This is a genomic window from Bradyrhizobium sp. CCGUVB1N3 (assembly GCF_024199925.1).
Classification (GTDB): Bacteria; Pseudomonadota; Alphaproteobacteria; order Rhizobiales; family Xanthobacteraceae; genus Bradyrhizobium.
In genome coordinates this window covers 5,288,031-5,313,177 of sequence record NZ_JANADR010000001.1, presented here as the reverse complement: position 1 = coordinate 5,313,177, position 25,147 = coordinate 5,288,031, and the positions used below count along the sequence as shown (strand labels likewise).

Annotated in this window: 26 protein-coding genes and 1 pseudogene; 11 read left to right on the top strand and 16 right to left on the bottom strand. The window is 64.7% G+C overall.

What is annotated here, in order from left to right; genetic code table 11:
• The first annotated feature begins 146 nt into the window (after positions 1-146).
• On the top strand, positions 147-869 hold the full coding sequence (gene aqpZ, locus NLM33_RS25335) for an aquaporin Z (protein WP_254099847.1): 723 nt from the start codon (positions 147-149) through the stop codon (positions 867-869).
• A 37-nt stretch (positions 870-906) separates the two neighbouring features.
• On the opposite strand, the gene NLM33_RS25330 is transcribed toward aqpZ, so the two are convergent.
• Both NLM33_RS25330 and purE read right to left on the bottom strand, forming a co-directional pair.
• Positions 907-2,013 carry a 5-(carboxyamino)imidazole ribonucleotide synthase gene (locus NLM33_RS25330; protein ID WP_254099845.1) on the bottom strand — a complete coding sequence of 369 codons (1,107 nt, stop codon included), beginning with the start codon at positions 2,011-2,013 and terminating at the stop codon, positions 907-909.
• Positions 2,010-2,498 carry a 5-(carboxyamino)imidazole ribonucleotide mutase gene (purE, locus tag NLM33_RS25325; protein ID WP_254099843.1) on the bottom strand — a complete coding sequence of 163 codons (489 nt, stop codon included), beginning with the start codon at positions 2,496-2,498 and terminating at the stop codon, positions 2,010-2,012. Before purE ends, NLM33_RS25330 begins: the two co-directional genes overlap by 4 nt.
• 142 nt (positions 2,499-2,640) lie before the next feature.
• Between purE and NLM33_RS25320 the strand changes: the two genes are divergently transcribed.
• Positions 2,641-3,390, top strand: a complete 750-nt coding sequence (locus NLM33_RS25320; RefSeq protein ID WP_254099841.1) for a GGDEF domain-containing protein — start codon at positions 2,641-2,643, stop codon at positions 3,388-3,390.
• 1 nt (position 3,391) lies between these two features.
• On the opposite strand, the gene NLM33_RS25315 is transcribed toward NLM33_RS25320, so the two are convergent.
• The 3 genes from NLM33_RS25315 to NLM33_RS25305 all read right to left on the bottom strand — a co-directional run bounded on the left by NLM33_RS25315 (position 3,392) and on the right by NLM33_RS25305 (position 4,195).
• Complete coding sequence (locus tag NLM33_RS25315; protein WP_254099838.1) at positions 3,392-3,643, bottom strand: hypothetical protein; 252 nt, start codon at positions 3,641-3,643, stop codon at positions 3,392-3,394.
• 24 nt (positions 3,644-3,667) lie between these two features.
• The gene (locus tag NLM33_RS25310; protein ID WP_254099836.1) at positions 3,668-3,883 is read right to left on the bottom strand and encodes a hypothetical protein; all 216 of its coding nucleotides are present in this window, start codon (positions 3,881-3,883) and stop codon (positions 3,668-3,670) included.
• 105 nt (positions 3,884-3,988) lie between these two features.
• A complete protein-coding gene (locus tag NLM33_RS25305; protein ID WP_247319678.1) occupies positions 3,989-4,195 on the bottom strand; it encodes a YdcH family protein in 207 nt (68 codons plus the stop codon).
• 329 nt (positions 4,196-4,524) lie between these two features.
• On the opposite strand from NLM33_RS25305, the gene NLM33_RS25300 reads away from it, so the two are divergent.
• Positions 4,525-4,704 carry a YdcH family protein gene (locus NLM33_RS25300; protein WP_254099834.1) on the top strand — a complete coding sequence of 60 codons (180 nt, stop codon included), beginning with the start codon at positions 4,525-4,527 and terminating at the stop codon, positions 4,702-4,704.
• A 114-nt stretch (positions 4,705-4,818) separates the two neighbouring features.
• Here NLM33_RS25300 and NLM33_RS25295 read toward each other — a convergent pair whose 3' ends face one another.
• Entirely contained in the window at positions 4,819-5,922 is a 1,104-nt protein-coding gene (locus NLM33_RS25295; protein ID WP_254099832.1) for an NAD(P)/FAD-dependent oxidoreductase, read from the bottom strand.
• Positions 5,923-6,121: 199 nt separating this feature from the next.
• On the opposite strand from NLM33_RS25295, the gene NLM33_RS25290 reads away from it, so the two are divergent.
• Both NLM33_RS25290 and NLM33_RS25285 read left to right on the top strand, forming a co-directional pair.
• On the top strand, positions 6,122-8,806 hold the full coding sequence (locus NLM33_RS25290) for an EAL domain-containing protein (protein ID WP_254099830.1): 2,685 nt from the start codon (positions 6,122-6,124) through the stop codon (positions 8,804-8,806).
• Between the two features lie 111 nt (positions 8,807-8,917).
• Positions 8,918-10,381, top strand: a complete 1,464-nt coding sequence (locus NLM33_RS25285) for a glycerol-3-phosphate dehydrogenase (RefSeq protein WP_254099828.1) — start codon at positions 8,918-8,920, stop codon at positions 10,379-10,381.
• 4 nt (positions 10,382-10,385) lie between these two features.
• On the opposite strand, the gene NLM33_RS25280 is transcribed toward NLM33_RS25285, so the two are convergent.
• Positions 10,386-10,679 carry a type II toxin-antitoxin system RelE/ParE family toxin gene (locus NLM33_RS25280; RefSeq protein WP_256570552.1) on the bottom strand — a complete coding sequence of 98 codons (294 nt, stop codon included), beginning with the start codon at positions 10,677-10,679 and terminating at the stop codon, positions 10,386-10,388.
• Complete coding sequence (locus NLM33_RS25275; protein ID WP_254099824.1) at positions 10,676-10,906, bottom strand: hypothetical protein; 231 nt, start codon at positions 10,904-10,906, stop codon at positions 10,676-10,678. Before NLM33_RS25275 ends, NLM33_RS25280 begins: the two co-directional genes overlap by 4 nt.
• A gap of 122 nt (positions 10,907-11,028) precedes the next feature.
• On the opposite strand from NLM33_RS25275, the gene NLM33_RS25270 reads away from it, so the two are divergent.
• Genes NLM33_RS25270 through NLM33_RS25255 form a run of 4 tightly spaced genes read left to right on the top strand, consistent with a single transcriptional unit; the run spans position 11,029 to position 14,434 of the window.
• A complete protein-coding gene (locus tag NLM33_RS25270) occupies positions 11,029-12,198 on the top strand; it encodes an ABC transporter ATP-binding protein (RefSeq protein ID WP_254099822.1) in 1,170 nt (389 codons plus the stop codon).
• Positions 12,195-13,106 (top strand): ABC transporter permease, encoded by a 912-nt coding sequence (locus NLM33_RS25265; RefSeq protein ID WP_254099818.1) that lies wholly within the window; start codon positions 12,195-12,197, stop codon positions 13,104-13,106. The genes NLM33_RS25270 and NLM33_RS25265 overlap by 4 nt, the downstream gene beginning before the upstream one ends.
• 1 nt (position 13,107) lies before the next feature.
• Positions 13,108-13,920, top strand: coding sequence for an ABC transporter permease (locus NLM33_RS25260; protein ID WP_254099816.1), 813 nt, complete (start codon positions 13,108-13,110; stop codon positions 13,918-13,920).
• A gap of 13 nt (positions 13,921-13,933) precedes the next feature.
• A complete protein-coding gene (locus NLM33_RS25255) occupies positions 13,934-14,434 on the top strand; it encodes a DUF6622 family protein (RefSeq protein WP_254099814.1) in 501 nt (166 codons plus the stop codon).
• Here NLM33_RS25255 and NLM33_RS25250 read toward each other — a convergent pair.
• The 4 genes from NLM33_RS25250 to NLM33_RS25235 all read right to left on the bottom strand — a co-directional run bounded on the left by NLM33_RS25250 (position 14,431) and on the right by NLM33_RS25235 (position 19,772).
• Positions 14,431-15,282: a carbohydrate ABC transporter permease gene (locus NLM33_RS25250; RefSeq protein ID WP_254099812.1), complete on the bottom strand. Its 852-nt coding sequence runs from the start codon at positions 15,280-15,282 to the stop codon at positions 14,431-14,433. The genes NLM33_RS25255 and NLM33_RS25250 overlap by 4 nt on opposite strands.
• Positions 15,279-16,151, bottom strand: a complete 873-nt coding sequence (locus NLM33_RS25245) for a carbohydrate ABC transporter permease (protein ID WP_254099810.1) — start codon at positions 16,149-16,151, stop codon at positions 15,279-15,281. The genes NLM33_RS25250 and NLM33_RS25245 overlap by 4 nt, the downstream gene beginning before the upstream one ends.
• Positions 16,152-16,244: 93 nt before the next feature.
• Positions 16,245-17,630 (bottom strand): ABC transporter substrate-binding protein, encoded by a 1,386-nt coding sequence (locus tag NLM33_RS25240; protein WP_254099808.1) that lies wholly within the window; start codon positions 17,628-17,630, stop codon positions 16,245-16,247.
• 195 nt (positions 17,631-17,825) lie between these two features.
• Positions 17,826-19,772 (bottom strand): AsmA family protein, encoded by a 1,947-nt coding sequence (locus NLM33_RS25235; protein WP_254105880.1) that lies wholly within the window; start codon positions 19,770-19,772, stop codon positions 17,826-17,828.
• 266 nt (positions 19,773-20,038) lie between these two features.
• Between NLM33_RS25235 and NLM33_RS25230 the strand changes: the two genes are divergently transcribed.
• On the top strand, positions 20,039-20,746 hold the full coding sequence (locus NLM33_RS25230; RefSeq protein ID WP_254099806.1) for a CoA transferase subunit A: 708 nt from the start codon (positions 20,039-20,041) through the stop codon (positions 20,744-20,746).
• Positions 20,747-20,819: 73 nt separating this feature from the next.
• Entirely contained in the window at positions 20,820-21,470 is a 651-nt protein-coding gene (locus NLM33_RS25225; protein ID WP_254099804.1) for a CoA transferase subunit B, read from the top strand.
• Between the two features lie 243 nt (positions 21,471-21,713).
• Here NLM33_RS25225 and NLM33_RS25220 read toward each other — a convergent pair whose 3' ends face one another.
• From NLM33_RS25220 to NLM33_RS25205, 4 genes and pseudogenes are all read right to left on the bottom strand, one after another.
• Positions 21,714-22,592: an SUMF1/EgtB/PvdO family nonheme iron enzyme gene (locus tag NLM33_RS25220; RefSeq protein ID WP_254099802.1), complete on the bottom strand. Its 879-nt coding sequence runs from the start codon at positions 22,590-22,592 to the stop codon at positions 21,714-21,716.
• Positions 22,593-22,644: 52 nt separating this feature from the next.
• Entirely contained in the window at positions 22,645-23,742 is a 1,098-nt protein-coding gene (gene nirK, locus NLM33_RS25215; protein WP_254099800.1) for a copper-containing nitrite reductase, read from the bottom strand.
• A gap of 582 nt (positions 23,743-24,324) precedes the next feature.
• Positions 24,325-24,789: pseudogene (locus tag NLM33_RS25210) on the bottom strand (copper chaperone PCu(A)C); the annotation flags it as partial.
• 32 nt (positions 24,790-24,821) lie between these two features.
• Complete coding sequence (locus NLM33_RS25205) at positions 24,822-25,028, bottom strand: hypothetical protein (protein ID WP_254099798.1); 207 nt, start codon at positions 25,026-25,028, stop codon at positions 24,822-24,824.
• Between the last annotated feature and the right edge of the window lie 119 nt (positions 25,029-25,147).

Here is a 25,147-nt window from a genome sequence, read left to right as displayed (position 1 = left end):
CCAAGAGGGCATTTCGGGCCAAGTTAAGCCATTAAATGGGGCAAAAATGCCCCCGTGCGGCCGCGATTTGGGTGGTTTGGTGCCAATCGCGGGGCCGTTCCCGGAGCTTTGATCCGGAAGTCTTGGAAATCAGGGGAGACGCCCAAATGGACATGAAAAAATACGCCGCCGAGGCAATCGGCACCTTCTGGCTCACATTCGCAGGCTGCGGTAGCGCGGTGATCGCTGCCGGCTTTCCCCAGGTCGGGATCGGCCTGGTGGGCGTGTCCCTGGCCTTTGGACTGAGCGTGGTCACGATGGCCTATGCGATCGGCCATATTTCGGGTTGCCACCTCAATCCGGCCGTCACGGTCGGTCTTGCCGCGGGCGGCCGGTTCCCGACCGGACAGATCCTGCCCTATATCGTCGCGCAGGTCGTCGGCGCGATCGTCGCGGCGTTGCTGCTGTATGTGATCGCCAGCGGCGCCCCGGGCTTCGACGTCACCAAGGGCTTTGCGTCGAATGGCTATGGTGCGCATTCGCCCGGCCAGTACGGCATGGTGGTGTGCTTCATCACCGAGGTGGTGATGACCATGATGTTCCTGTTCATCATCATGGGCGCCACGCACGGAAGGGCGCCTGCGGGCTTCGCGCCGCTCGCGATCGGGCTTGCGCTGGTGATGATCCATCTCGTCAGCATCCCCGTCACCAACACGTCGGTGAACCCGGCGCGCAGCACCGGGCCGGCCTTGTTCGTCGGCGGCTGGGCGCTGGCGCAACTCTGGCTGTTCTGGGTCGCACCGCTGATCGGCGGCGCGCTCGGCGGCGTGGTCTATCGCTGGCTCAGCGAAGAGCCGGCCGGCGTCGTCGCGGGTGTGAAAACCGCATGATCATCGGTGCGCGGGGTCGCGAAGCGCCGCGGTCCCCTCACTTGTCGCGGGCCGGGAGCACTTCGGTGATGTGGCCCATCTTGCGGCCCGGCCGCGGCGTGCCCTTGCCGTAGATGTGGACGGTCGCGCCCGGCACGGTCAGCCATTCCTGGTAGCGGTTGATCTCATCGCCGATCAGGTTGGTCATGGTGACGACTTCGCCGTGCCGCACGGGCTTGCCGAGCGGCCAGCCGGCGATGGCGCGGATATGCTGCTCGAACTGCGAGACGGACGCGCCGTCGAGCGTCCAGTGCCCGGAATTATGCACGCGCGGCGCAATCTCGTTCACCAGCACCTTCGGTCCTGTGCCGTTGGCGAGCACGAACATCTCGACCGCCAGTACGCCGACATAATCGAGCGCGTCGGCGATCTTGCCGGCGACGTTGCGCGCCTCTTCGGCAAGCGCGTCCGGAATCGCGGCCGGCGCACGCGAGATCTTGAGGATGTGATCGCGGTGCTCGTTCTCGGTGACGTCGAAACATTCGACCTGGCCTTCGGCCGAGCGCGCGGCGATCACGGAAATCTCGCGCTCGAACGGCACGAAGGCTTCGAGGATCGCCGATTTGGTGCCGAGGCTGGTCCACGCTTTCGCGATGTCGTCGCCCTCGCGGATGATCGCCTGGCCCTTGCCGTCATAGCCGAAGCGGCGCGTCTTCAGCACGGCCGGAAGCCCGATCCTGACGATTGCCTCGCGCAACGATGCGACCGAGGTGACATCGGCATAAGCGGCGGTGCCGATCCCGAGCCGAGTGACGAAATCCTTCTCGGCGAGCCGGTCCTGGGTGGTCTCGAGGATCTTGCGGTTGGGCAGCACGGGGCGTCGCGCGTCCAGCACCAGCGCGGCCGCGGCCGGCACGTTCTCGAACTCGTAGGTGATGACGTCGACGTCGTTCGCGAACAGTTCGAGCGCCTCGACGTCGGCATATTCCGCGCAGGTCGCGTTGAGCACGACGTCGAAGGCCGGTGAGTCCGGATCGGGCGAGAAAACCTGAGAGCGCAGGCCGAGCCGCGCCGCGGCCATCGCGAGCATCCGTCCCAATTGTCCGCCGCCGAGGATTCCGATGGTGTCGCCGGGCTTCAGCTTCACCCGTTTGGTGCCAGTCACGCCTTGTCCTCCGGGCGCTCGGCCACGGCGTCGGTCTGCGCCTTGCGCCAGGCCACGAGACGCTTCGACAGCGCCGGATCGGACAGGGCCAGCACGGCTGCGGCCAGGAGCGCCGCGTTGATCGCGCCCGCCTTGCCGATGGCGAGCGTCCCGACCGGGATGCCGGCGGGCATCTGGACGATCGAGTGGAGCGAATCGACGCCCCTCAGCGCCTTGGATTCGACGGGGACGCCGAACACCGGCAGTTCCGTCAGCGCCGCCGTCATGCCGGGCAGATGCGCGGCACCGCCGGCGCCGGCAATGATGACCTTGAAGCCTTCGGCCTTGGCGCCCTTGGCAAAGTTAAACAGCCGTTCCGGCGTACGGTGGGCCGAGACGATGCGGCTTTCGCAGGCGACACCGAGCGCTGTGAGCGTATCGGCGGCATGCCGCATGGTGTCCCAATCCGACTGGCTTCCCATGATGATGGCGATCGGCGCGGTCATGACGTTAATTGTGCTCGGGAATACAGAAACATAGGCCAGATTAACGGTTCCGGCCGGCGGCTCGCAAGGCGGTGGCAAGGAGAAGGGAATGCACTATCCTGTCTTGGTGAATCCCCGCAAGCCTTCATTGAGCAGGACGCCCATGAAGAAACCAAAAAGGGCGATCGCTGCGAAGGCAAAAAAGGGCCGGAAAAGCAGCGGGAGCCGATCCAAACCCGCGGCCAAACCCGTAGCCAAGCGCGCGAGGCGGCCGGGCAGGCCGCCCGCTGCGACCGCCGACGCGGCCAAGAACGACGCCAAGAACGACCGCAAGCACGACGCCAAGGCGACCATCCGCAGCCTACGCACCAGGCTCGCCCAGGCCCAGCGGCGCATCGACGAGCTCGAGGCTGCCGCCGACACCGACTTCCTGCTCGGTATCCCGAACCGGCGCGGCTTCGAGCGCGAGCTGCATCGTGCGATCGCCTACATGACGCGCTATGCCGCCCGCGGCGCGCTGATCGTGCTCGATGTCGACCGCCTGAAGCCCATCAACGACTCCTTCGGTCACGCCGCCGGTGATGAGGTTCTCAAGGCGATCGCCGCCGCGCTGACGCGGCAGGTGCGAGCCTCCGACGTGGTCGGCCGCCTTGGCGGCGACGAGTTTGCGCTCTTGTTGTGGAATCTCAGCGAGACCGACGCCAAGGCGAAGGCCGCAGGCTTCGAGCAGGCGATCGACGATCTGTCCTTTGTCTTTCGCGGCCAGCGCGTGAATGCGGGCGCCTCCGCCGGCGTCGCGCTGCTCGGATCTCACGCCGAGGCAGGCCGCGCGCTGGAGGAAGCCGACGCGGCCATGTACGTGCGCAAGGCCCAGCGGCGGCACGAGCCGCGGATCAGGCTGATCAGCAGCTAAACTAGAGCGCGCTGAGGTCTTCCGGCACGTTGCCGAACTTGCGCAGCAGCTTGGCGTCGCCGAACTCGCCGGTCATGGGATCGCCGCTGCGGCTGAACGCGATTGCGCCGATATGGCCGGCGCCGTGCGCCAGGATCTCGGCGCGCCGCAGCGCGGCGGCCGAGGTCTGACATTCCTCCGCGGCGCCCGCGACAGGCGATCCATCTTCATCGGTGAGGAAAGGCAGTGCGACATAGTAGGTGACATCGGACATGGTCGGCTCCGAGTGCTCGTTGGCTCACGCGGCGCTGGAGGTGCTCCGCATCTTGTTGCGCGACGTCTCGGGAATGCAGCCGGCCGAAATTGCCGCCTGCAATTCCTCGAGCTCCGCTTCCAGATATTCGTTGGCCATGATCAGCGCCTTGATGGTGCTGCGCAGATTGCCGTCGCACATCGCGATCGCCTGATCGCAGGCTTGTTCATAGTGGCTGTTGTCGAAGGCGGCTGCGGACATGGCGTTTCCCCGGAAGCGGTTGAAGCCCAAATGTTCTTCTTTTGTTCTTTTTGAGTCAAGCGGAATTCGATGCCCCGCGAAATGCATTGGGTATAGCGGCGGCGATCAGGCGATGATGTCGGGCGTGATCTGGTCTTCGATGAAGGCGATACGGTCGCGCAACAACAGCTTGCGTTTCTTCAGGCGCTGCAACCGCAACAGGTCGGGGGCGGGCGATTGATGCAATGCATCGATCGCCGCATCGAGATCTCGGTGTTCCTGCTGCAACCGCGCGAGCTCGGATTCGAGTTCGCGCTCGTCTTCATTGGTCATGATGTGCGGTAGCCGGAAAACCCGATGAGGTTGCGAAAGGCTGTGGAAGGCCTGTGGAAAGTATCGTCCTTGCGCGACGTGATCGCAAGCGATCTGGGTCCTCTATCAACGCTCTCTCGCAAGATATTTAAGTGGATCGCGGCGTCGCCGCGGAAGCGCATTGAAATCATGGACAATTCTAGTCGCAGTTCCGTACTCACGGTTCATTACATATGAATTTTCAAAAATGACAGTACGACCACGGATACCCATCGACAGAACGAATCGGTGATGTAGACTTGTTCGTCCGGATCGAATCCTGAGGTTCAACCCTATCGAGGAGGTTTCGAATGACAATTCAGGCACATCTTGTTGAATTGGAGCGGAAACACAAACTTCTCGAAAACGAATTGCACGAAGCTCTTGTGCACCTTTCAACAGACGACCTGCAAATTGTTGAGTTGAAGCGCCGGAAGTTGATGGTCAAGGACCAGATCGAGCGATTGAAGCACGACGGCACGCTCCACTAGTAACCCCCGTACAAGCGTAGGTCTGACATCGCACCCTTCACGCAGGGATGAGAGCTGCTGCGCTCATCCCTGTGTCGAGGTGCGAAGCGTCGTGCGATTACTTTCGCGCGACGTCTAGATGTTTGCGAGCTCGGCGACGTGGTCGGCGATCGCAAGCGATGACGTCAGGCCGGGGGACTCGATACCGAAGAGATTGATCAGGCCGTCCACGCCGTGATCGCGCGCGCCCTGCATCAGGAAATCCTGCGTGGCGACCGCCGGCGGGACGATCTTCGGGCGTATGCCCGAATAGCTCGGCATCAACGCGCCATCAGGCAGGTCCGGCCAGTATTTGCGGATTGCCGGATAGAATCGCTCTGCGCGTGCGGGATCGACCGCATAGTCGATCGCTTCGATCCACTCCACGTCGGGACCGAAACGCGCCTGGCCTGCCATGTCCAGCGTCAGGTGCACGCCGAGCCCGCCGGGCTCGGGCACGGGATAGATCAGCCGCGAGAACGGTGCCTTGGCGCTGCAGCTGAAATAGTTGCCCTTGGCGAGATAGGCCGGCGGAATCCGGTCGAGCGGCATGCCGTCGACGTTGCGCGCCACCGTCGTCGCCGAAAGACCTGCCGCGTTGATCAGCAGGCTGCATTGCAGCGTCATCGGCGCTTCGCCGCCGGCATCGATTTCGAGGACGCCGCCTGACGCCTTGGCGCGGATCAGCGGCGTGTGAAACGCGAACGCAGCTCCCGCCGCTTCGGCCTCGCCGCGCAGCGAGAGCATGTAGGCGTGGCTGTCGATGATGCCGGTCGAGGGCGAGAGCAACGCGGCATCGCAAGCGAGCGCCGGCTCCAGCGCGCGCGCGGCGTCGCCTGCGAGCATCTGCATGTCGAGCACGCCATTGGCCTCGGCATGCGCCTTGATCGATTGCAGCTTCTCGGTCTCATTCGGATTCGTCGCAACGATCAGCTTGCCGCAATTTTTGTGCGGGATGTTGCGCTCGGCGCAGTAGCGGTAGAGCGCATGCTTGCCGCTGACGCACAGCCGCGCCATCCAGCTCCCGGCGCGGTAGTAGATCCCGGCGTGGATCACCTCGCTGTTGCGCGAAGAGGTAACGGTGCCGATGGCCTCCGCCGCCTCCAGCACGATCACCTCCCGCCCGGCCTGGGCGAGCTTTCGCGCGACCGCGAGCCCGACCACGCCCGCTCCGATGACGACGCAGTCAACTCTATCCATGGTGGAACGGGAGGTCCGTCGGCGGCAGCGCCGAGAGACTTAAGAAACCGCCCCCAAGGCGGTTCTCCATTAAGGAAGAATTTATCATGTCAGGGCAATTGCCGTATCTGGCGTCACATTTTTCTGTCGTGCTGACAGGCGTTTACCCGATCCCAACCCGTGAGGCCAGACAATCCGAAGTTGAAATCGCGGGTGGCTGATGGCTGACAAGAACTGGCACGCGAGCGGCACGATTCTGACGTCTGTGCAGGCGCTGGCATGCCTGGCCTGCACGGTCGCGCCCGCGCGCGCCTTTGCGCTGTCCGAGAATTTCGCCCCGCAGAGCTATCTGGGCAGGCTCGATGCCAATCTGGTCTGGGAGGCGCTGCTTGGCGGCATCGCGGTGTGCTCGTTCCTGGCGGCCATCGTGCTGTGGATCCATTCGGCGTTGCGGCGGGCGAGGCGCACGCAGCTCAGGCGCAATGCCTTCGTCTCGTCCGCGCTGAACAATCTCAACCAGGGCGTGGTGATGACCGATGCGCAAGCGCGGATCATCTTCTGCAACGACCGCTATCTCGATATCTACGGGCTGGCGCGGGCGGATCTCTGGACCGACATGGACGGGGCAGACCTCCTCGGGCTGCGTCGCGATCGCGGCGTGCTCGGCGTGACCGACGACGAGTTCTACGAGAAGGCCGCCAGCTCGAACGGCCTGATCACCGAGCTGCCCGACGGGCGCGCCATCCTGGTGAAATATTTCGTGCTGCCGAATGGCGGCTCGGTTGCGACGCATCTCGACGTCAGCGAGCAGCGCACCCTGTCGCGGCAGCTTGCGTCGACCAAGCAGTTCCTGGAAACGGTGCTGGATAACGTGCCGGCCTGCGTGGCCGCCAAGACCATCGAGGACGGCCGCTATATCTTCGCGAACAGTGCTTATGAGCGGTTCTGGGGCTTCTCGCGGGACTACGTCGTCGGCAAGAACGCGCGCGAGCTGTTTGCGCCTGCCTCGGCTGCCAGCATCGAGGTGGCCGACCGGGCGGCGCTCGACGCGCCCGACGGGCAGTTCCGCAACCAGTTCGAGGTCGAGCGCGGCGCCGAGCCCCGCATGGTTGCCTCGATCCGGATCGTGGTTCGAAACGAGAACAATCAGCCGGAATTCCTGCTGCTGGTGTTCGAAGACATTACCGATCGACGCTCGTTGTCGCAGGAGCTGGAGAGCGCCAAGAAATTCCTCGAACTCGTGGTCGACAATATCCCGGTGGCGCTGATCGTGGAGCAGGTCAACGATGGCCGTTATCTGCTCGCCAATCGCAGCGCCGAAACCATCCTCAACCGCAAGCGCGAGGAAGCCACGGGTCTGACCGCCGCCGATATCTTCAATGCCAAAGAGGCCAAGCTGATCATTGCGCGCGACGAGGCGGCGATCAAGAAGCGGGGGATGATCACCGAGGAGCATCCGATCTCCACCAAGGATGGCCTGCGACTGTTCCTTACGCGCCGCGCCACCGTGCTCAACGATGCCGGCGAGCCCCAATATCTGATCAAGACCCACGAGGACGTCACCGACCGCCGCCAGACCGAGTCGCGCATGGCGCACATGGCCTATCACGACGGCCTGACCGACCTGCCCAATCGCGCCGCCTTCCTCCAGGCGTTGACGCAAATGATCGAGGCCTGCGAGGGGACCGGCGAGGAGTTCGCCGTGCTCTGCGTCGATCTCGACGGGCTGAAGGAGGTCAACGACGTCTTCGGCCACGCGCTCGGCGACAAGCTCCTGGTCGAGGTTGCCCAGCGGCTCCAGGACGCCGCCCGTGGCGGCGTGGTCGCGCGCCTGTCCGGTGACGAGTTCGGCCTGATCATCGATGGCAAGCAGCCCGACACGGGTCTCGCGCTGGCGCGCCAGCTTGGTGAAGCCATTACCCAGGAATTCCAGATCGACAGCCGCGCGGTGCGCGCCGGGGTCACCACCGGAATATCGGTCTTCCCGCACAACGGCGCGGACGGCGCCTCGCTGCTCGCCAATGCCGGGGCGGCGCTGTTCCGCGCCAAGCAGAAGTCGCGTGGCACGATCAGCCTCTACCAGCCCGAGATGGACCAGCAGATCCGCGACCGCCGCGTGCTGCACCAGGACCTGTCGAAGGCGATCAAGAATGGCGAGCTCTCCCTCGCGTTCCAGCCGCAGGGCGTCGCCGGCCACACCGTCGCCGAGAGCGAAATCATCGGATTCGAGGCGCTGGCGCGCTGGCAGCATCCGGTCCGCGGCCAGGTCTCGCCGGCCGAGTTCATCCCGATCGCGGAGGAGAGCAGCCTGATCGTCGAGATGGGCGAGTGGATCCTGCGCCAGGCCTGCCGCGAGGCGGCCTCCTGGGCCAAGCCGCTCCAGGTCGCGGTCAACCTGTCGCCGGCGCAGTTTGCGCATGGCGACGTGGTCGGCCTCGTCCACTCGATCCTGCTGGAGACCGGGCTTTCGCCCGGCCGGCTCGAGCTCGAAATCACCGAGGGCGTGCTGATCGAGGATTTTGATCGCGGCCTCGCGCTGCTGCGCCGGCTGAAGGCGTTGGGCGTGCGCATCTCGATGGACGATTTCGGCAGCGGCTATTCCTCGCTGAGCTACCTCCAGGCATTCCCGTTCGACAAGATCAAGATCGACCGCGCCTTCGTGATCAATCTCGGCCGCAATCCGCAATCGGCGGCGATCGTGCGCGCCGTGATCGATCTCGGTCATGGCCTCGAAATGTCGATCATCGCCGAAGGCGTCGAGACGATCGAGCAACTCGCCTTCCTCGCCAAGGAGGGCTGTGACGGCGTGCAGGGCTTCCTGCTCGGCAGGCCCCTGCCAATCGGGCAATATGCCGGCCTCATCGGCCGCGCCGAGACGATGGCGCTTGCGCTCAAGACCGGCTAGAGCGCCGGTCTCGCTCCAGCCATCGATCTTTGTCGGAAAACCGCTACACACTTTTCCGGATCATGCGCTAGTGATGGCGAAGTCCTTGCTTCGTTCGTTCACGACGGCTTCATGGCGGATTACGACCTAGCGATCATCGGCGGTGGCCTGAACGGCGTCAGCATCGCGCGCGACGCTGCCGGACGCGGGCTGCGGGTCATTTTGTTCGAACAGGGCGATCTCGGCGGCGCGGCCTCCTCGGCGACGCCGCATTTGATCCATGGCGATCTCTCGGTGCTGGAGCGTCGCGGCTTCCGTCGCGTGCGCCGGGCGCTGGCCGAGCGCAAGGTGTGGCTCGCGATCGCCCCGCATCTGGTTCGTCCGATGTGCTTCGTGATCCCTGCCCATTCCGACGAACGTCCGCCCTGGCTCCTGCGCGCCGGTCTCCTGCTCTACGACCGCCTTGCAGGACGCGGCGGCTTGCCGCCGTCCGCGACCATCGACATCACGCATCATCCCGTTGGCAACGCGTTGAGACGGCCGTTCGGCACCGCTTTTGAATATTCGGACTGCGTCGTCGATGATTCCAGGCTCACGGTACTGACCGCGCTGGATGCGGCAGAACGCGGCGCGGTGATCCGCACCGGCGCGCGCTGTGTGCGGGCCGATCGCACCGATATCTGGCGGCTCGCCGTCGTCGATCGCGGCCATCGCAGGGTCATCACGACCCGCGCGCTGGCAAACACGGCCGGCGGATGGAGCGTGAGCGTCGCCGAGACCGTGCTCCGACAGCCGCCACCGCGCGCCGGCGCTGCCGCGCAGATCAGCCAGATCGTCGTGCCGCGGCTGTTCGAGTCCGACAATGTCTACGTCTTCCAGAACAGCGATGGCCGGCTGATTTTCGCCAGCCCTTTCGAGCGTGATTTTACCCTGATCGGCACCGTGACGCATGCCTTCACGGGCGATCCTGCGATCGTCGCCATGCCGGCCACGGACGTGACCTATCTCTGCGAGGCCGCCAGCCGCTATTTCCGCGAGCCCGTTGTGCCAGTCGATGTGGTGCGGACGCTGTCGGGCGCCAATCTGGCGCCCGAAGCGTCGCGCTGGCGGGATGGCGCGCTCGCATTCCACGCGCGGCGGCGCAAGGCGCCGCTGCTCACGATGTTCGGCGGTGACGTCACGACCGTGCGGTGGCGCGCGGAGCGAGCGGTGACCAGGCTGACGCCGTTCTATCCGATGTCGCGGCCCTGGACGGCGGCGGTAGCGCTTCCGGGCGGGGACTTTCCCTGGCAGAGCTTCGAGGCGGAAGTCGATGCCGCGCGCGACCGCTGGCGCTTTCTCACCGAGGCGCAGGCGCAACGCCTGGTCGGTGCCTACGGCTCGCGGCTATCGGCCGTGCTGGGCGAGGCGACGAGTCGTGCCGAGCTGGGGCCGGCTTTCGGTCCCGAACTAACGGCAGCCGAGGTGCGCTACCTCATGCACACCGAATGGGCCCGCTTCCCCGACGACATCCTGTGGCGCCGCTCCAAGCTCGGCCTGACCATGCCGCCCGCCGATCGCGATGCGCTGGCCGCGTTCATGGCGAATGCGATCTAGCCGCTCAGCGGGCACCCGGCATTCCACCGGGATCGCGGGCCGCGTGACGAATGGCGTGAACGATGATCTCTTGGTCGGCGATTTCGTAGAAGATGAGGAACGGGTAGGGCGTCGTGGTCAGCCTGCGGATGTCCGGATCGTCGGTTCGAATGCCGATCTCAGGATGCGCCAGCAGCAGATTGATGACGTCTTGAATCCGCTTCTGAACACGTGCTGCTCCTTGCGGAGAAGCGTTCGCGATATAGGTCAAAATGGAATCGAGGTCGGTGAGCGCCGGAAGTGTATAGCGTATCTTCACAGGCCGTGTTTGGCCCAGGTCGCGCGGACCTGAGCATCGGTCGCGAACTCGCCTCGGGCGGCTGCAGCCTTGGAGGTGGAAATCGCCGATCGCTCGTCATCCGATAGCGCAACGGGGGAGGCTGCTTCCGAGCCGGCGAGCTGCAGAACGATTCGGGCAATGTCGTCCTGAGCGTCTGACGGCAGACTGCGTGCAATCTCGAGAGCCTGGTCCAGCAACTTGGTCATGCTGCAATCATACGCCGATTGAGCTGGGACATGAAGGCTGATTTTGGATAGATCGCACCGAACCGGTTGAGCCGGCGGCGTTCCGCCGCTAGCGTGCGGCTGCATTGGGGCCGGCAGGGAACATGGCTGACGAACTACGAGCGATCGAGGCGGCCGACGCGGCCAGGCCGGGCGCGCATCCGGCGACGGATCAGCCGCTGCTGCGCATCGACGGCGTGGTGAAGGATTTCGGCGCGTTCCGCGCCGTCGACGGCGTGTCGCTCGACATCGGGGCCGGCGAGTTCTTTGCGCTGCTCGGTCCCTCCGGCTGCGGCAAGACCACGCTGCTCCGCATGCTGGCCGGTTTCGAGGCGCCCGACCAAGGGCGCATCCTGCTCGGCGGCAACGACATCGCGCAGGCGCTGCCGCATGAGCGGCCCATCAACATGATGTTCCAGAGCTACGCGCTGTTTCCGCATCTGTCGGTGCGCGACAACATCGCTTTCGGACTGAAGCGTGCCGGCATGGCGCGCGCCGATATCGCCACGCGCGTAGCCGAGATGGTCGCGCTGGTGAAGCTGGAGGGGATGGAGAAGCGCAGGCCGGACCAGCTCTCCGGCGGCCAGCGGCAGCGCGTCGCGCTGGCGCGTGCGCTGGCGCGCCGCCCGCAATTGCTTCTGCTCGACGAGCCGCTGGCGGCGCTCGACAAGAAATTGCGCGAGAGCACGCAAGGAGAGCTGATGGAGCTGCAGCGCCGGCTCGGCATGACCTTCATCATCGTCACCCACGACCAGGAGGAGGCGATGACGATGGCAACCAGGATCGGCGTGATGGACGCCGGCAAGCTCGTCCAGGTCGCATCGCCGCGCGAGCTCTATGAGGCGCCGCGCTCGCGCTGGATCGCGCAGTTCGTCGGCGACATCAATCTGTTCGAGGGTGAGCTGCAATCGCAGGAAGCCCGTCGCCTGACCATTGCCACCCGCGATGCCGGAACGCTTGTCGTCGCGGGGCCGCGCGAGGCGGTCGACAAGGGCAAATTGTCCGTCGCGATCCGGCCCGAGAAGGTCAAGCTGTCGCGCCGCGGCCCCTCGGGCGAGACGGGCCAGGGATCGGCGGTCAACCGGCTGGAGGGAACCGTCACCGACATCTGCTATCTCGGTGGCAGCACCAGCTACAAGGTGAAGCTCGACGCCGGCGGAACGGTGCAGTCGTCCATGGCCAATACCGCGCGGCTCGATATGGATGCCTACGGCTTGAACCAGAAGGTGGTCGCCTGGTTCGCGCCTGATGATTGCGTGGTGCTGGAGCAATGAGCGCGCGCCGCATCTTCGCGAGGCCCGCGCGCTTCGCCGCGATCGCGCCTTACCTCTGGATGGCGCTGTTCTTCCTGGTGCCGTTCGGCTTCGTGCTGAAGATCAGCCTGTCGCAGACGGCGATCGCGCAGCCGCCTTACGAGCCGGTGTTCGACCTGACGGCGGGATGGGCGGCGATCAAGGCCGCCTTCGGCGCGCTGTCGGTCGACAATTTCAAGCTGCTGGTCTCCGACGACCTCTACGTTTTCGCCTATGCGCGCAGCCTCACCGTCGCTGCCACCGCCACCGCGATCCTGCTCCTGATCGGCTATCCCATCGCCTATGGCATGGCGCGGCTGCCGACGCGCTGGCAGGCGGTGGCGATGGTGCTGGTGATCGTGCCGTTCTGGACCTCGTTCCTGATCCGCATCTACGCCTGGATCAATATCTTGCAGCATGACGGCCTGCTCAATCAGATCCTGCTCGCGCTGCATTTGGTCAGCCAGCCGGTGGTGTGGCTCTCCACCGACAGTGCGATGTATCTCGGCATCGTCTATTCCTATTTGCCGTTCATGATCCTGCCGCTCTACGCGACGCTGGCCAAGATGGAGCCCGCGCTGGAGGAGGCGGCCGCCGACCTCGGCGCGCCGCCGGGAGCGGTGTTCTGGCTCGTCACCTTTCCTCTGTCGCTGCCCGGCGTCGGCGCCGGCGTCCTGCTGTGCTTCATTCCGATCGTCGGCGAGTTCGTGATCCCGGATCTCCTGGCCGGCTCCAACTCGTTGATGATCGGCCAGACGCTGTGGCTGGAATTCTTCACCAACAAGGACTGGCCGGTCGCTTCCGCGGCCGCCATCATTCTGCTGGTCGTGCTGCTCCTGCCGCTGTTGCTGTACGAGCGGGTCCGGCGGCGGCAATTGGAGGAGCGGTGAGATGCGCAAGGTCTCCCGCCTCTCGCGCTTCAACGTCGCCTCGCTTGCGCTGGGGCTGGCGTTCCTCTACTTGCCGATCCTCATCCTCGTCATCTATTCCTTCAATGCCTCGCGGCTGGTGACGGTGTGGGGCGGCTGGTCGCTGCGCTGGTACCGCGAGTTCTTCAACGACCGCGCCATGATCGAGGCGGCCTGGATGAGCCTGCGCGTCGCGGTCGCCTCGGCCAGCATCGCGACCGTGCTCGGAACACTGGCCGCGGTGGCGCTGTCGCGCGGCGAAGGATTTCGCGGCCGCACGCTGTTCTCGGGCATGCTCTATGCGCCGCTGGTGATGCCGGAGGTGATCACCGGCCTGTCGCTCTTGCTGCTGTTCGTCGCCTTGAACGCCGAGCGCGGCTTCTGGACGGTGACGATCGCGCACACCACGCTCACCATGTGCTTCGTCGCTGTCGTGGTGCAGTCGCGCCTCGGCTCGCTCGACCGCTCGCTCGAGGAGGCCGCCATGGATCTCGGCTGCGCCCCCGTCCGCGCCTTCCTTCTGGTCACGCTACCCCTGATCGCGCCCAGCATCATTGCAGGCTGGATGCTCGCCTTCACGCTGTCGCTCGACGATCTCGTAATCGCCAGCTTCACCACCGGCCCCGGCTCGGCGACGCTGCCGATCCGGATCTATTCCGAGGTGCGGCTCGGGGTGAAGCCCGAGATCAACGCGATCTGCACGCTGGTGATCGGCCTGATCGCCATCGTCATCGTCATCGCCTCGCTCGCCTCGAAATTGTCGAGCTCGCAGGGCGAGAGCGCCGCGCCGCTTTGAGCAGGGAGCAATCATGACCTTCGCCTACGAGATCCTGATCCACACCCCGGTCTGGGTGTTCGCGCTGCTCGCCTTCCTGGTGTGGCAGGGCATCAAGGCGATGCAGCCGCGCACGACGCCGATCTGGCGCGCCTTGATCGTGCCGGTCGTGTTCATCGTCTGGGGCGTCTCGCGGATCGGCTTCGGCCATCAGGACAGCGCGTGGCCGCTCGTTGCCTGGATTGCGGCGGCGTTGGCGCTGATGCCGCTCGGCATCCTGACGCCGCGCCCGTTCGAGGTGGATCACAAGAGCGGCGAGATCATCCGTCCGGGCAGCGCGTTTGGCCTGGTCCGCAACCTCACCGTATTCGGCCTGCAATACGCGGTCGGCGTGATTTCGGCGATCGACGCCGGCGACCGCGCGTTGGCGATCATCGTCGGCCGCGCCGTCTCGGGCGCGACCGCAGGCTATTTCATCGGCTCGACGATCGCGCTCGTGGTCGCCTATCGCAGGAAGCGCGCGGCAGATAGTTAGGACTTCACCGCACCCGCCGTGAGGCCGCCCACCATGTAGCGCTTGAAGGCGTAGTAGACCGCGGCGGGCGGCAGCGCGTAGATGAAGCCGGTCGTCATCAACAGTTCCCACGGCGAATCGTCGGCAGCGAGGAAGTTGCCGAGCGCGACGGGGAGGGTGATCTCGCGGTCGTTCGACAGCAGCAGGAACGCGTAGAGATATTCGTTCCAGGCGAGCAGCACGGCATAGGTGCCGATCGCGACCAGCGAGGGCATCATCAAGGGCACATAGACCAGGCGGAACAGCTGCAGCGTGGTGGCGCCGTCCATGGTCGCGGCTTCGTCGAGTTCGACCGGAAGCTTGTCGGAGGCCTGCTTCAGCACCCAGATCGCGTAAGGCGAAGCGATCGTCACCATCGCCAGGATCAGCGACCAGTGATTGTTGAGCAGGCCGTAATTGCCCATGGTGCGGTACATCGGCACGGCGAGGAACGCGGCCGGAATGAAATAGGTGAACAGCGCCAGATTCATCACCCAGCGGCCGCCGGGCACCTTGAGCCGCGAGATCGAGAACGCCGCCGCAGTCGCCACGAACAGCGTCAGCGCGCCGGCGGCGAGCGCGATCACGGTCGAATTCCAGAACTGGATCCAGAAGTCGCGCAGGAAATAGTGCTCCTGGAAGAACACAATGTGGAAATTGTGCAGCGTCGGATGATCCGGCCACATCTTGCCCGAGAACGCGTCCTCCTTCGGCGAGATCGCGAACAGGAACATGTGGTAGATCGGAATCATGGTCCAGATGAAGACCGGGATGCCGATCAGCAGCAGCTTGGCCTCGTTGCCAACTTCGCGGAGGGTGGGAAGCTTCATCGCGACAACCGTTTCATCATGAAATAGACCAGCGGCAGGACGAACGGCATGGCGCAGACGATCGAGGCCATCGCGAGCGAGAGCTGGTCGAGGCGGAGATAGCGGATGCCGAGCGTCGACAGCACATGCGTCAGGTCGGCCGGTCCGCCGCCCGTCAAGAGATAAACGCTGTTGAAGTCACCGAGCGTCCAGATCATCGAGAGCAGCGTGCAGGTGATGTAGAGCGTCTGCATCGACGGCCAGGTGATGAAACGGAATTTCTGCCACCAATTGGCGCCGTCGACGTCGCATGCCTCGTACAGATCGTGGGGGATGGCGAGCCGTCCGGTCAGCAGGATAAGCGTCCAGAACGGCAGCGACTTCCAGATGTGCACGGCGATCGCCATCGCGAGCGCGACCGTCGGATCGTTCAGCCAGTTCGGGCCGTCATCGCCCGTCAGGTTGAAGATGAAGTGGTTGACCATGCCCCATTCGGGATTGAGCATGAAGCGCACCGACAGGATGGTCGGGATCGACGGCACCGCCCAGGGCAGGATGAAGATGACGGACAGCCATTTGATCCAGGGGCGCTGCTGGGCGAAGAAGCCGGACAGGAACAGCGCGATCAGCATCTTGATGTTGATGCCGATGACCAGGAAGATCAGCGTGTTGACCGCTGCGCGCGCGAAGATCGGGTCGTTGTACAGCGCGACATAGCTCGCGGGATTGCGCGCCAGCCACAGGCCATAGCCGACCGGATAGACGACGAAGGCGAGGAAGACGAGGAAATAGGGCGCAAGCAGCACGATGCCCCAGACCTGCGCCGGGGTCAGCCGCGACGACAGAGGCGGCGAGGCTATCGCTTGATCGCCAGAGAGCGTGATCGCCATTCTTTTCGAACTCTTCAAACGGGCTACCGGCCGCAAAATGCGGCCGGTGTTGTTCTACACCTCTCCCCGCAAAGCGGGGAGAGGCAGGATGACTTAACCCACGACCTGCTTGATGCGGGCGATGAGCTCGTCGACGGCCTTGTCGACCGGGACCTTCTCGCTCACGACCCGGTTCATCGCCTTGGCCCAGACGTTCTCGTTGTTCAGGATCGTGAACTTCCAGTTCTTGGTGAAGTCGAACGGCGCCGTACCGCCGGTGAACTGGCTGTAGACCGCCTTGCGGTGCCGGTCAGCCTGCCAGAACGGGCTCGCCTGGCTTTCCTTGGTCACCGGGAACCAGCGGCCGAGCGCGCCCTCGATGTAGGGGCGGACGTTCTCCTCCTGCAGCAGGAAACTGACGAACTGCTTGGCCTCGGCCTTGTTCTTGGCCGCGGTGAAGATCAACCCGGTCTTGACGTCGGAGCGGTAGCGGATGGTCGAACCATCCGGCGCCTTGGGGAAGGACGCGGTGATGATGTCCTGCTCGTAGGCCTTCTTGCCGGCTTCGCGCTGCTCCGGCGTCAGGTTCTGGTTGGTGGAATCCTCGAACCACTTTGCCGCGATCGAGATCGTGAAGTTGTGGGTCATCACGATGGTCTTGTTGTGGAAGGCGACGTTGTTGTCCGGATCCTTCCAGGTCGTGGAGGAGGGCGGCGTGCAGCCCCTGATGTAGGTGTCGGTGTAGTCCTTCATCGCCTTGATCAGGTTCTCGCGAACCTTGGGGTCGTCGACCAGCAGCTTGCCGTCGTCGTCGACCAGCTTGACGTGGTAGGCGTCCATGAAGGTGTAGAACGACTGGAAGGCGTCGGTGGATTCCACGCCCATCGGCTGGCCCACGGCGTAGATGCGCTGGCCGGTGGCTTTACGGATCGCCGGCTGCACCTTGTCGCACCAGAACGACCAGTAGCCTTCCCAGTCGTTCGGGATGTCGCTCTGCTTGAAGCCGGCCTTCTCCAGCATGTCGCCCCAGATCTGGACGTGCATGCTCTGCTGCTTCAGCGGGAAGCCGTAATAGGCCTTCTTCTTGGCGACGTCGTTGTAGAGGATCGACGCTTCCAGCGTGTTCGGTACGAACCTGTCCTTGATCGGCTCCATGACGTCGGACAGATCCTCGAGCTTGCCCTCATAGGCCCACTTGCCCTGTACCTGAACGTCGTAGGTGTCGGCATAGGCAACATCCGGCACGGTGCCGGCATCGAGCGCGGCCACGGTCTTCGGAATCATGTCCTGGATCGCGTACTGCGACAATTCGACCTTGATGCCGGTCTTGGCTTCAAACTTCTTGATAGTGTCGATGAGCGCGTCGTCTTCGGAGCGATAGAAGCCCTTGCCCCACCAGACCGTGATGGTCTTCTGCTGGGCAAACGCGGGTGCAGTGGCTGCAAACAGCCCGACCGCAGCAACCGCGAGTGAAAATGCGCCAATAACCCTTGATTTCACGTTTTTCTCCCTCAAGTCGCCGGTGTTTAACCGGTCGGGGAAAACACTAGCGCATGGGCGGGGGCCGATCTAGCGGCATCTTGTCAGACCTAGGTCGAGGGGGATTTCGCCCGCGAACAGTCTTAACGTCGCGCATCGATCCAATCGAGGCATCAATTCACGGCAATCAATTCGCGCTCTGTCGATTGCGCGGCGTCAATTCGATTTGGCGCCGTCCTTGGCGCTTTCCTTCGCGTTGTCCGCGGTCGGTGCGGCCGCGGCGTCGGGCGCAGCGGGCTTGGTGCCGGTGAAGCGCTCGAGCACCGAGCGCACGGCGTCGCGCGTCTTGGGATTGCGCACGGATTCGAGCAGCGGCGCGGAGGCCGGCGAGCGGCGGATCAGGCTTTCCGGATCGGGGAAGATCAGCGGATCGTCCCAGGGCCCCTGCACGACGAAGGGCAACTCGAAGCCGGATGCGCCGTTCAGGCTCGCCACGCCCTTCATATCGTATTCGCGCGTTGGCACCGAGGCGGTGCCGGTCAGCGTGATCTTCGCGGCCGGTCCCTCGATGTGGATGTCGTCGGCGGTCGCGATGCCGTCGGCGAACTTCACCGACAACGTCATGTTGTTATAGGGCGTCGAGCCGTTGCGGAAATTGCCGCCGCCCGACAGCGGCCGCCGCTCCAGCCGCTTCAACAGCTGCTCGGCGTTGAAGCCGGAGATCGCGCCGTCATGCCCGGTTACCGAGGCGGTGCCGTCGAGCGATTGCACGAGGCCGAACGGGCTCGAGCCGGAGGCGACCAGCGACACATTGATGTTGCCGCGGCCGGACAGCTTGTTGATGCCGAACAGCTCGGAGGTGCAGGCCTGCAAATCGACGTCGATGAACTGGAATTGCGCCTTGACGTCGGCGACCGTGTCGGAGCGCGCGATGCCGAACGAGCCCCTGGCGATGCCGCCATAGACCTGCGCCTCGCCGACCGAGAGCGCCAGCGTTCCGTTACGCAGGTTTGCGCCGATCGCGGTGCGGCCGAGTTTCGACGGTCCCACCGTCAGACGCGCCGCCGACAGGCGCATGTCGAGATCGGTGGTCGACAGGCCGTTGAGGTCGAACAGCTGCCTGTTCCAGTCGCGCGCGCCGCTTGCCAGCAGGCGGAAGGTCGAGATGTAGGGCGTGAAGTCGAGCGCGTCGGCGGCCAGCGTTGCCTGGAGCGTCTGCCGGCCGTTGTTGGCGTAGGTCATCACGCCTTCGGCGACATTGCCGTCGAGCTCGACATTGACGTTGGTGAGAGCGATCGAGGCGCCCACCACGTTGGCGCGCGCCTTGAGCGCGAAGCGGCCAAACCCGCCGCTGCCCGGCTGCGGCTGGCCGGTCCAGCGCAGCGCGTTGCGCAAGGACGGGCTGTCGATGGTGAGCGTGCCTTCCATCATCGCGCTGGTGCGGTTGGCGACGCTGCCGTCGAAGGCGAGCTTCAGCGGCGGGCTGGTGATCCGCGCCTTCAGGCCCGAGCGGTCGCCTGAGAGCGCTGCGACGAAATCGGAGAAGCTGATCGAGCCGTCGACGCGCTCGCCGCGCCAGTCGAACTGCCCGGTGGCTGCAAAGGAGCGCGAGATCGAGGGCCAGGCCAGCGACAGGTCGATGTCCTCGAACTTTTCGGTGCCGTGGCTGGCGACGTCCTCGTAGTCGAGCACGCCGTCCTGGACCCGGATCTCGGAGAACGACACCTGGTTGTCGGCGCCCGGCTTCATGGTGCGCGCGATGGTCTGGATGAAAGGGGTCCAGTTGCTGTCGCCATTGGCCTCGAGGCTGACGTGGATATGCGGCCGCAGCAGCATCAGGTCGGAGATCTCGAAGCGCTGGAGCAGCAGCGGCAGCAGCCGCAAATTCGCGGTGAGCACCTCGACATGCAGGGCCGGATCGCTGTCCCCGCCGGGACCCTTCAGGCTGACGTCGTGGAAGGAGACGTAGCTCGCCGGCAGCACCGAGATGTCGATGGCGCCGGCGACATTGAGCTCGAGCCCGGTGACGGCGCGGATCTGGCCCTCGACCGCCTTGCGCAGCGCGTCGCGGTTGATCAGCCAGGAGGTCGCGACCAGGGCGATCAGCACAATGCCGAGCAGCGCCGCAATCGGCGTCCCCAGGCGCTTCATTCCTTGGGCCATCGTCAATGGCATGTCCTGATCGGGTTGGGTTGTCGGGCGCTCAACGGGACGAGCCGGGAGCCTAACGTGCCCCACGTACAAGTCCCGCAACTTGATGGGTTTTCTTGTCGCTTTCAAGGCCGGGGAGGCGGTTATGCCCACGCCGTGGGCAGCCTCTATCATCGGGCCCGCGCGCCGGAAACCCCGTATCATTGACGGCTCAAGACCATTTCGCCTAATAATCCCGGCCAACAAGGGCGCAACGCCTCACACCCAAGGTTTCCCGCATGAACAAGGTCTATCCCGACGCCAAGTCGGCTCTCGATGGCATTCTCAAGGACGGCATGATGATCATGTCGGGCGGTTTCGGCCTCTGCGGCATTGCCGAGGCGCTCTCGGACGCGATCCGCGACTCCGGCGTCAAGGGCCTGACGGTGGTCTCCAACAATGCCGGCGTCGATGGCATCGGGCTCAGCCGCCTGCTGGAAACCCGGCAGATCAAGAAGATGATCTCGTCCTATGTCGGCGAGAACAAGCTGTTCGCCCAGCAGTACCTCGCGGGCGAGCTGGAACTCGAATTCAACCCCCAAGGCACGCTCGCCGAGCGCATCCGCGCCGGTGGCGCGGGCATCCCGGCCTTCTACACCAAGACCGGCGTCGGCACGCTGATCGCCGAGGGCAAGGAAGTGAAGGAGTTCGACGGCCAGAAATACCTGATGGAGCGCGGCCTGTTCGCCGACCTCGCCATCGTCCACGCCTGGAAGGGCGACACTGCCGGCAACCTCATTTACCGCAAGACCGCGCGCAATTTTAATCCGATGATGGCGACCGCCGCCAAGATCACGGTCGCCGAGGTCGAGCATCTGGTTCCGGCCGGCGAGCTCAATCCCGACCACATCCACACGCCCGGTCTTTTCGTGAAGCGCATCGTCGAGGTCGGCACGGCCAAGAAGCGCATCGAATTCCGCAACACCCGCCCGCGCCCGGCAGCTTGAGCGCATGATCCGGAAAAGTGGACACCGGTTTTCCGGCAAGATCATGCGCAACTAAGGACTACAGGAGAATAAGATGGCCTGGACCCGTGAACAGATGGCCGCGCGCGCCGCAAAGGAATTGCGTGACGGCTACTACGTCAACCTCGGTATCGGTATCCCGACGCTGGTCTCGAACTACATCCCCGATGGCATGGACGTCAGCCTGCAGAGCGAGAACGGCATGCTCGGCATGGGCCCGTTCCCCTATGAGGGCGAGGAAGACGCCGACCTCATCAATGCCGGCAAGCAGACTGTGAGCGAGCTGCCCTCGACCAGCTATTTCTCGAGCGCCGATTCCTTCGGCATGATCCGCGGCGGCCACATGGACCTGTCGATCCTCGGCGCCATGCAGGTGGCCCAGAACGGCGACCTCGCCAACTGGATGATCCCCGGCAAGATGGTCAAGGGCATGGGCGGCGCGATGGACCTCGTCGCCGGCGTCAAGCGCGTCGTGGTGGTGATGGAGCATTCCGCCAAGGACGGCGCGAAGCTCCTGAAGAAGTGCAACCTGCCGCTGACCGGCGAGCGTGTCGTCGACATGGTCGTCACCGATCTCGCCGTCTTCACCATCGACAAGCACGGCGACGGCGGCATGGCCCTGATCGAGCTCGCCGATGGCGTCACCCTCGACGAGGTGAAGTCCAAGACCGAAGCCGAGTTTCGTGTCGCGCTGAAGAATACGTAAGATCGCGGTCGGCGGATAATCGCGAAATGGCCGGGCTTCGTCCCGGCCATTTTCGTTTGAGCTTGTAGGGTGGGCAAAGGCGCGAAGCGCCGTGCCCACCATTCCCTCCGTGTCCGCGGTGACGATGGTGGGCACGCTCCGCTTTGCCCACCCTACAGCGCCTGAGAGTGAGGAGGGCGCTCGCAATGACGGAGCGGGGCGTCGCCGTCGCTCTCTCAATTCACGCGTCAACGTGCCGACACATCAAGACCTCGCCGACAACGCCTTGCCGAGCCGCTGCGACACGCTCGCGACCCATGACGTCTCCTCGCGCACCAGGCGGAAGCCGAGATTGGCGGGCGGGACGCCTTGCGCGCAGCCGCCGGCGCGGGCGTCCCGGATGAAGTCGGTGACGTAGGCACGGTGAGCGCCCTCGGCGACGCGCACGCCGCAATTGACGGTCTGACGGCCCGCATTGCCGTTCTCGTCGACCCGCTCGCGCACGAAGCAGGTCGAGGTCCATTCCCAGACATTGCCGGCGAAATCCTCGATGCCATGCTCGTTGGGGCCGAACTTGCCGAATGGATAGGTTGCGGTGTCCGCCAGGTCGCGTTCGGATTCGCGCTCGTAGCGGCTGATCCAGCGTTTTGAGGGATCGGCGGCGTCGACCGGCGATCCGTCATCCCTGAACCTGCTGCCGGCGGCGAAGGCCCATTCCTCATCGCTCGGCAGGCGCCAGCTCTTGCCGGTCTTGCGCGACAGCCAGCCGGCATAGGCCTGCGTATCGTGCCAGCTCACCTGCACCGCGGGATGATCGGATGCGACCACGACGTCGCGGTCGAGCGCGCGGCACGCGCCGTCCAGCACGCAGAGCTGATAGTCGGCGGAGGACACCTGCTGCTGCATGATCGCAAGCGGCTTTGCAAAGCGCACCGTTCGCAGTGGCACCTCCGCCTGTTGGCCCGCGCGCGTGAAATCGCCGGCGGCACGATAGGTGAAATTGCCTGCGGCGATCTCCACGATCGCCGGCTCGCCAGGCGCGCTGTGCGTGGCGACGTCAGTCATCAGAGGTGCGACGGCAAGCGGCGTTGCGAATCCGGCGACGCAGGCGAGCGCCAGCTTCAGCTTGAATGCGATCAGCATGGGAGTCCCCCGAAAGAAGAGGGGCCGGTTCATCGCCGGCCCCTTGTCGCGATCAGTTGGTATTGGGAGCCGGGATTTCCGCAGGCGCCTTCACCTGGGTCATGAGGTCGTCGTTCCACTTGCCTTCGACCTTGAAGTGGGCGGTGGCGCCGAGATCGGCGGCCTCGATCAGGTTGTGCGTGACATAGGCGTAGATGCCGGGCTGCAGAAACTTGTACATCGCTGCTCCCGCCGAGCCACCGCGGATGAACCAGGTCTCAAGCCCGGTCTCCGGCGCATTGGAGAACTTGCCGGTCTCCCAGACATAGTCGCCATGGCCGCCGATCAGATGCGGACGGCTGTCGCGATTGGCCTGCGAGTGCACGATCAGAACGTTCTCGCCGACGTTGGCCGTGAGCGCATTCTTGCCGGTGAGTGCGCCGACCTTGCCGTTGAACACGACGTGCGAGGGGATCAGCTTCTTCATCACCTCCTCGGTGTCGGTGTAGGCCTCGCCTGGCGAGTCATAGGACTTGAAGTTGCCCTTCTCGTCGCGCGGCACATACATGTCCTGCTCGCCGATGTAGTAGACCTTGTCGTATTTCAGCGCGTGGCCCTTGCCGTCGTTCAGCCCGTCGCGCGGCAGCACCATCACGGCGCCGTTCATGCCGGAGACGACGTGCCAGGGGATCATCGGGCCGCCCGGGGCGCAGTGATAGACGAACACGCCGGTGCGGGTCGCCTTCCAGCGCAGCACGACCTGCTCGCCCGGATTGACCAGCGTGAGCTCGCCGCCGCCGAGCGCACCGGTCGCGGAATGGAAGTCGATGTTGTGCGGCATGGTGTTGGTCGCGGGATTGACCAGCGTCAACTCGACATAGTCGCCTTCATGCACGACCATCAGCGGCCCGGGCATCGATCCGTTGAAGGTCATGGCCTGGAAGGTGGTGCCCTTGTCGTCGATGACGACCTTCTTCTCCTGGATCGTCATCTTGAACTCGATGATCTTGGGGCCCTGCGTCGTGGCCTGCTCGTGCGCGTGCACGAAAGGCGGTGCGACCAGCTCGACCTTCTGCCGCGGCAGCTTGAGATCATTGGCGGCGAAAGCGGGTGTCGCCAGCATGAGGGCGGTCGCGGCGGCGCTGATCAATGCGGCTCTGCGGGTTAGCATCGGAAGCATCCTTCATCTGAAAAGGTTTTGATGACGGGACCCACTCTGCGCTTCCTGGTGCAAGAGAGTTTGCGCTGCAACAACCTTTCGCCTGATTTGCCTCCGGAGCAGTACTTAGGTCGGTTACCGGAGCAGGATCGGTGACACGACGTTAACCGCATCCGACGGCGTGATGTGGATGTCGAGGCCGAGCGACCAGCGCCCGGACAGCGGCGCTGACATCGTGACGCGCCATTGATCGTGGCCGACGCGTTCTGCATTCGCAGTGATGGGCGCGACACCATGCTCGATATTGCCGAGCGTGACCGAGACGGAGCTGGCTGCAAGCGGCAACTCATTCGCATCTTCAAGTTGGATCGCAATCTCGACCGGGCCGGCACGGCCCGGCGAGACCGTGACGTTCGCCATCGCCTTCTCGGCATGCAGATGCGTGAAGAAGCTTTCGTCTGCCTCAGTGGCTGCCGGCGCAGGCGCTGCTGCTTCCGTGCGATTAGCGGGCTGCGGCGCTTGCGCGTTGCTTGTCGATTCCGACGCTTGCGCGGAGTTTGATTGCTCCGGCGCCCGCGCGCTGTTTGCAGGTTCGGGCGCTTGCGCGCCAAGGGCCTGTACGTCGAGCGTCACCGTCACCTCGCCGGCATGCTCGAACGACAGCGTGACCGGCACCTGATCGCCCTGCTGCAGTGGCGCCTTGAGACCCTCGAACATCAGATGTCCGCCGCCCGGCGCGAGCTGGACGGAGTGTCCCGGCGCGATCGCGAGGCCGCCTTCGAGCGGGCGCATGGTCATGACGCCGTTGTTGATCGATATCTCGTGGATCTCGGTCTTGGCGGCGAGCGTCGTCGATGCCGCCTTCAGCCGCTCCGGCGCGGCTCCCTTGTTCTCGATGGTGAGATAGCCGCCGGCGACCTTGGCGCCCCCGGGCGTTGCGCGGCTCCATGCCTTGCTGATGACGAGTTCGCCGGACGTCGCATCGCCGGCCAGCGCCGGTTGCGACCAAAGGCACGACAGGGCGGCTGCGCAGGCGAGTGCGCGCTTGGACGTGTTCATGACGGCTGTTTCCCTTGTTTTAAGAAGCGCAGCTAGAGCAATTGGATGACGAGCCACACCGCGGCCCAGATCGCGAGCGGCAGCGAGGCGAAGATGACAACCGCCGCGGCGAGCGCGCGCAGCGCATGATTGGAGCCTGCGGCAGCGGCGGGCGGGGCGGGGCGAAAATCGTCGAACCGCGGAATATGGCCGCGAACGCCCACCAGCCAGAGGACGATGTCGAGTGCGAGATGCGCCATGGCGCCAGCTCCGATCGGTCGCAGGATCAGCTTCCGACATGCGCCGAAACCGCCATCGGCGCTTTGCGCGAGCGCAAAGTTCTGGCGGCGCCAATTCCGCTGCACTTTGAGCGAGCGCA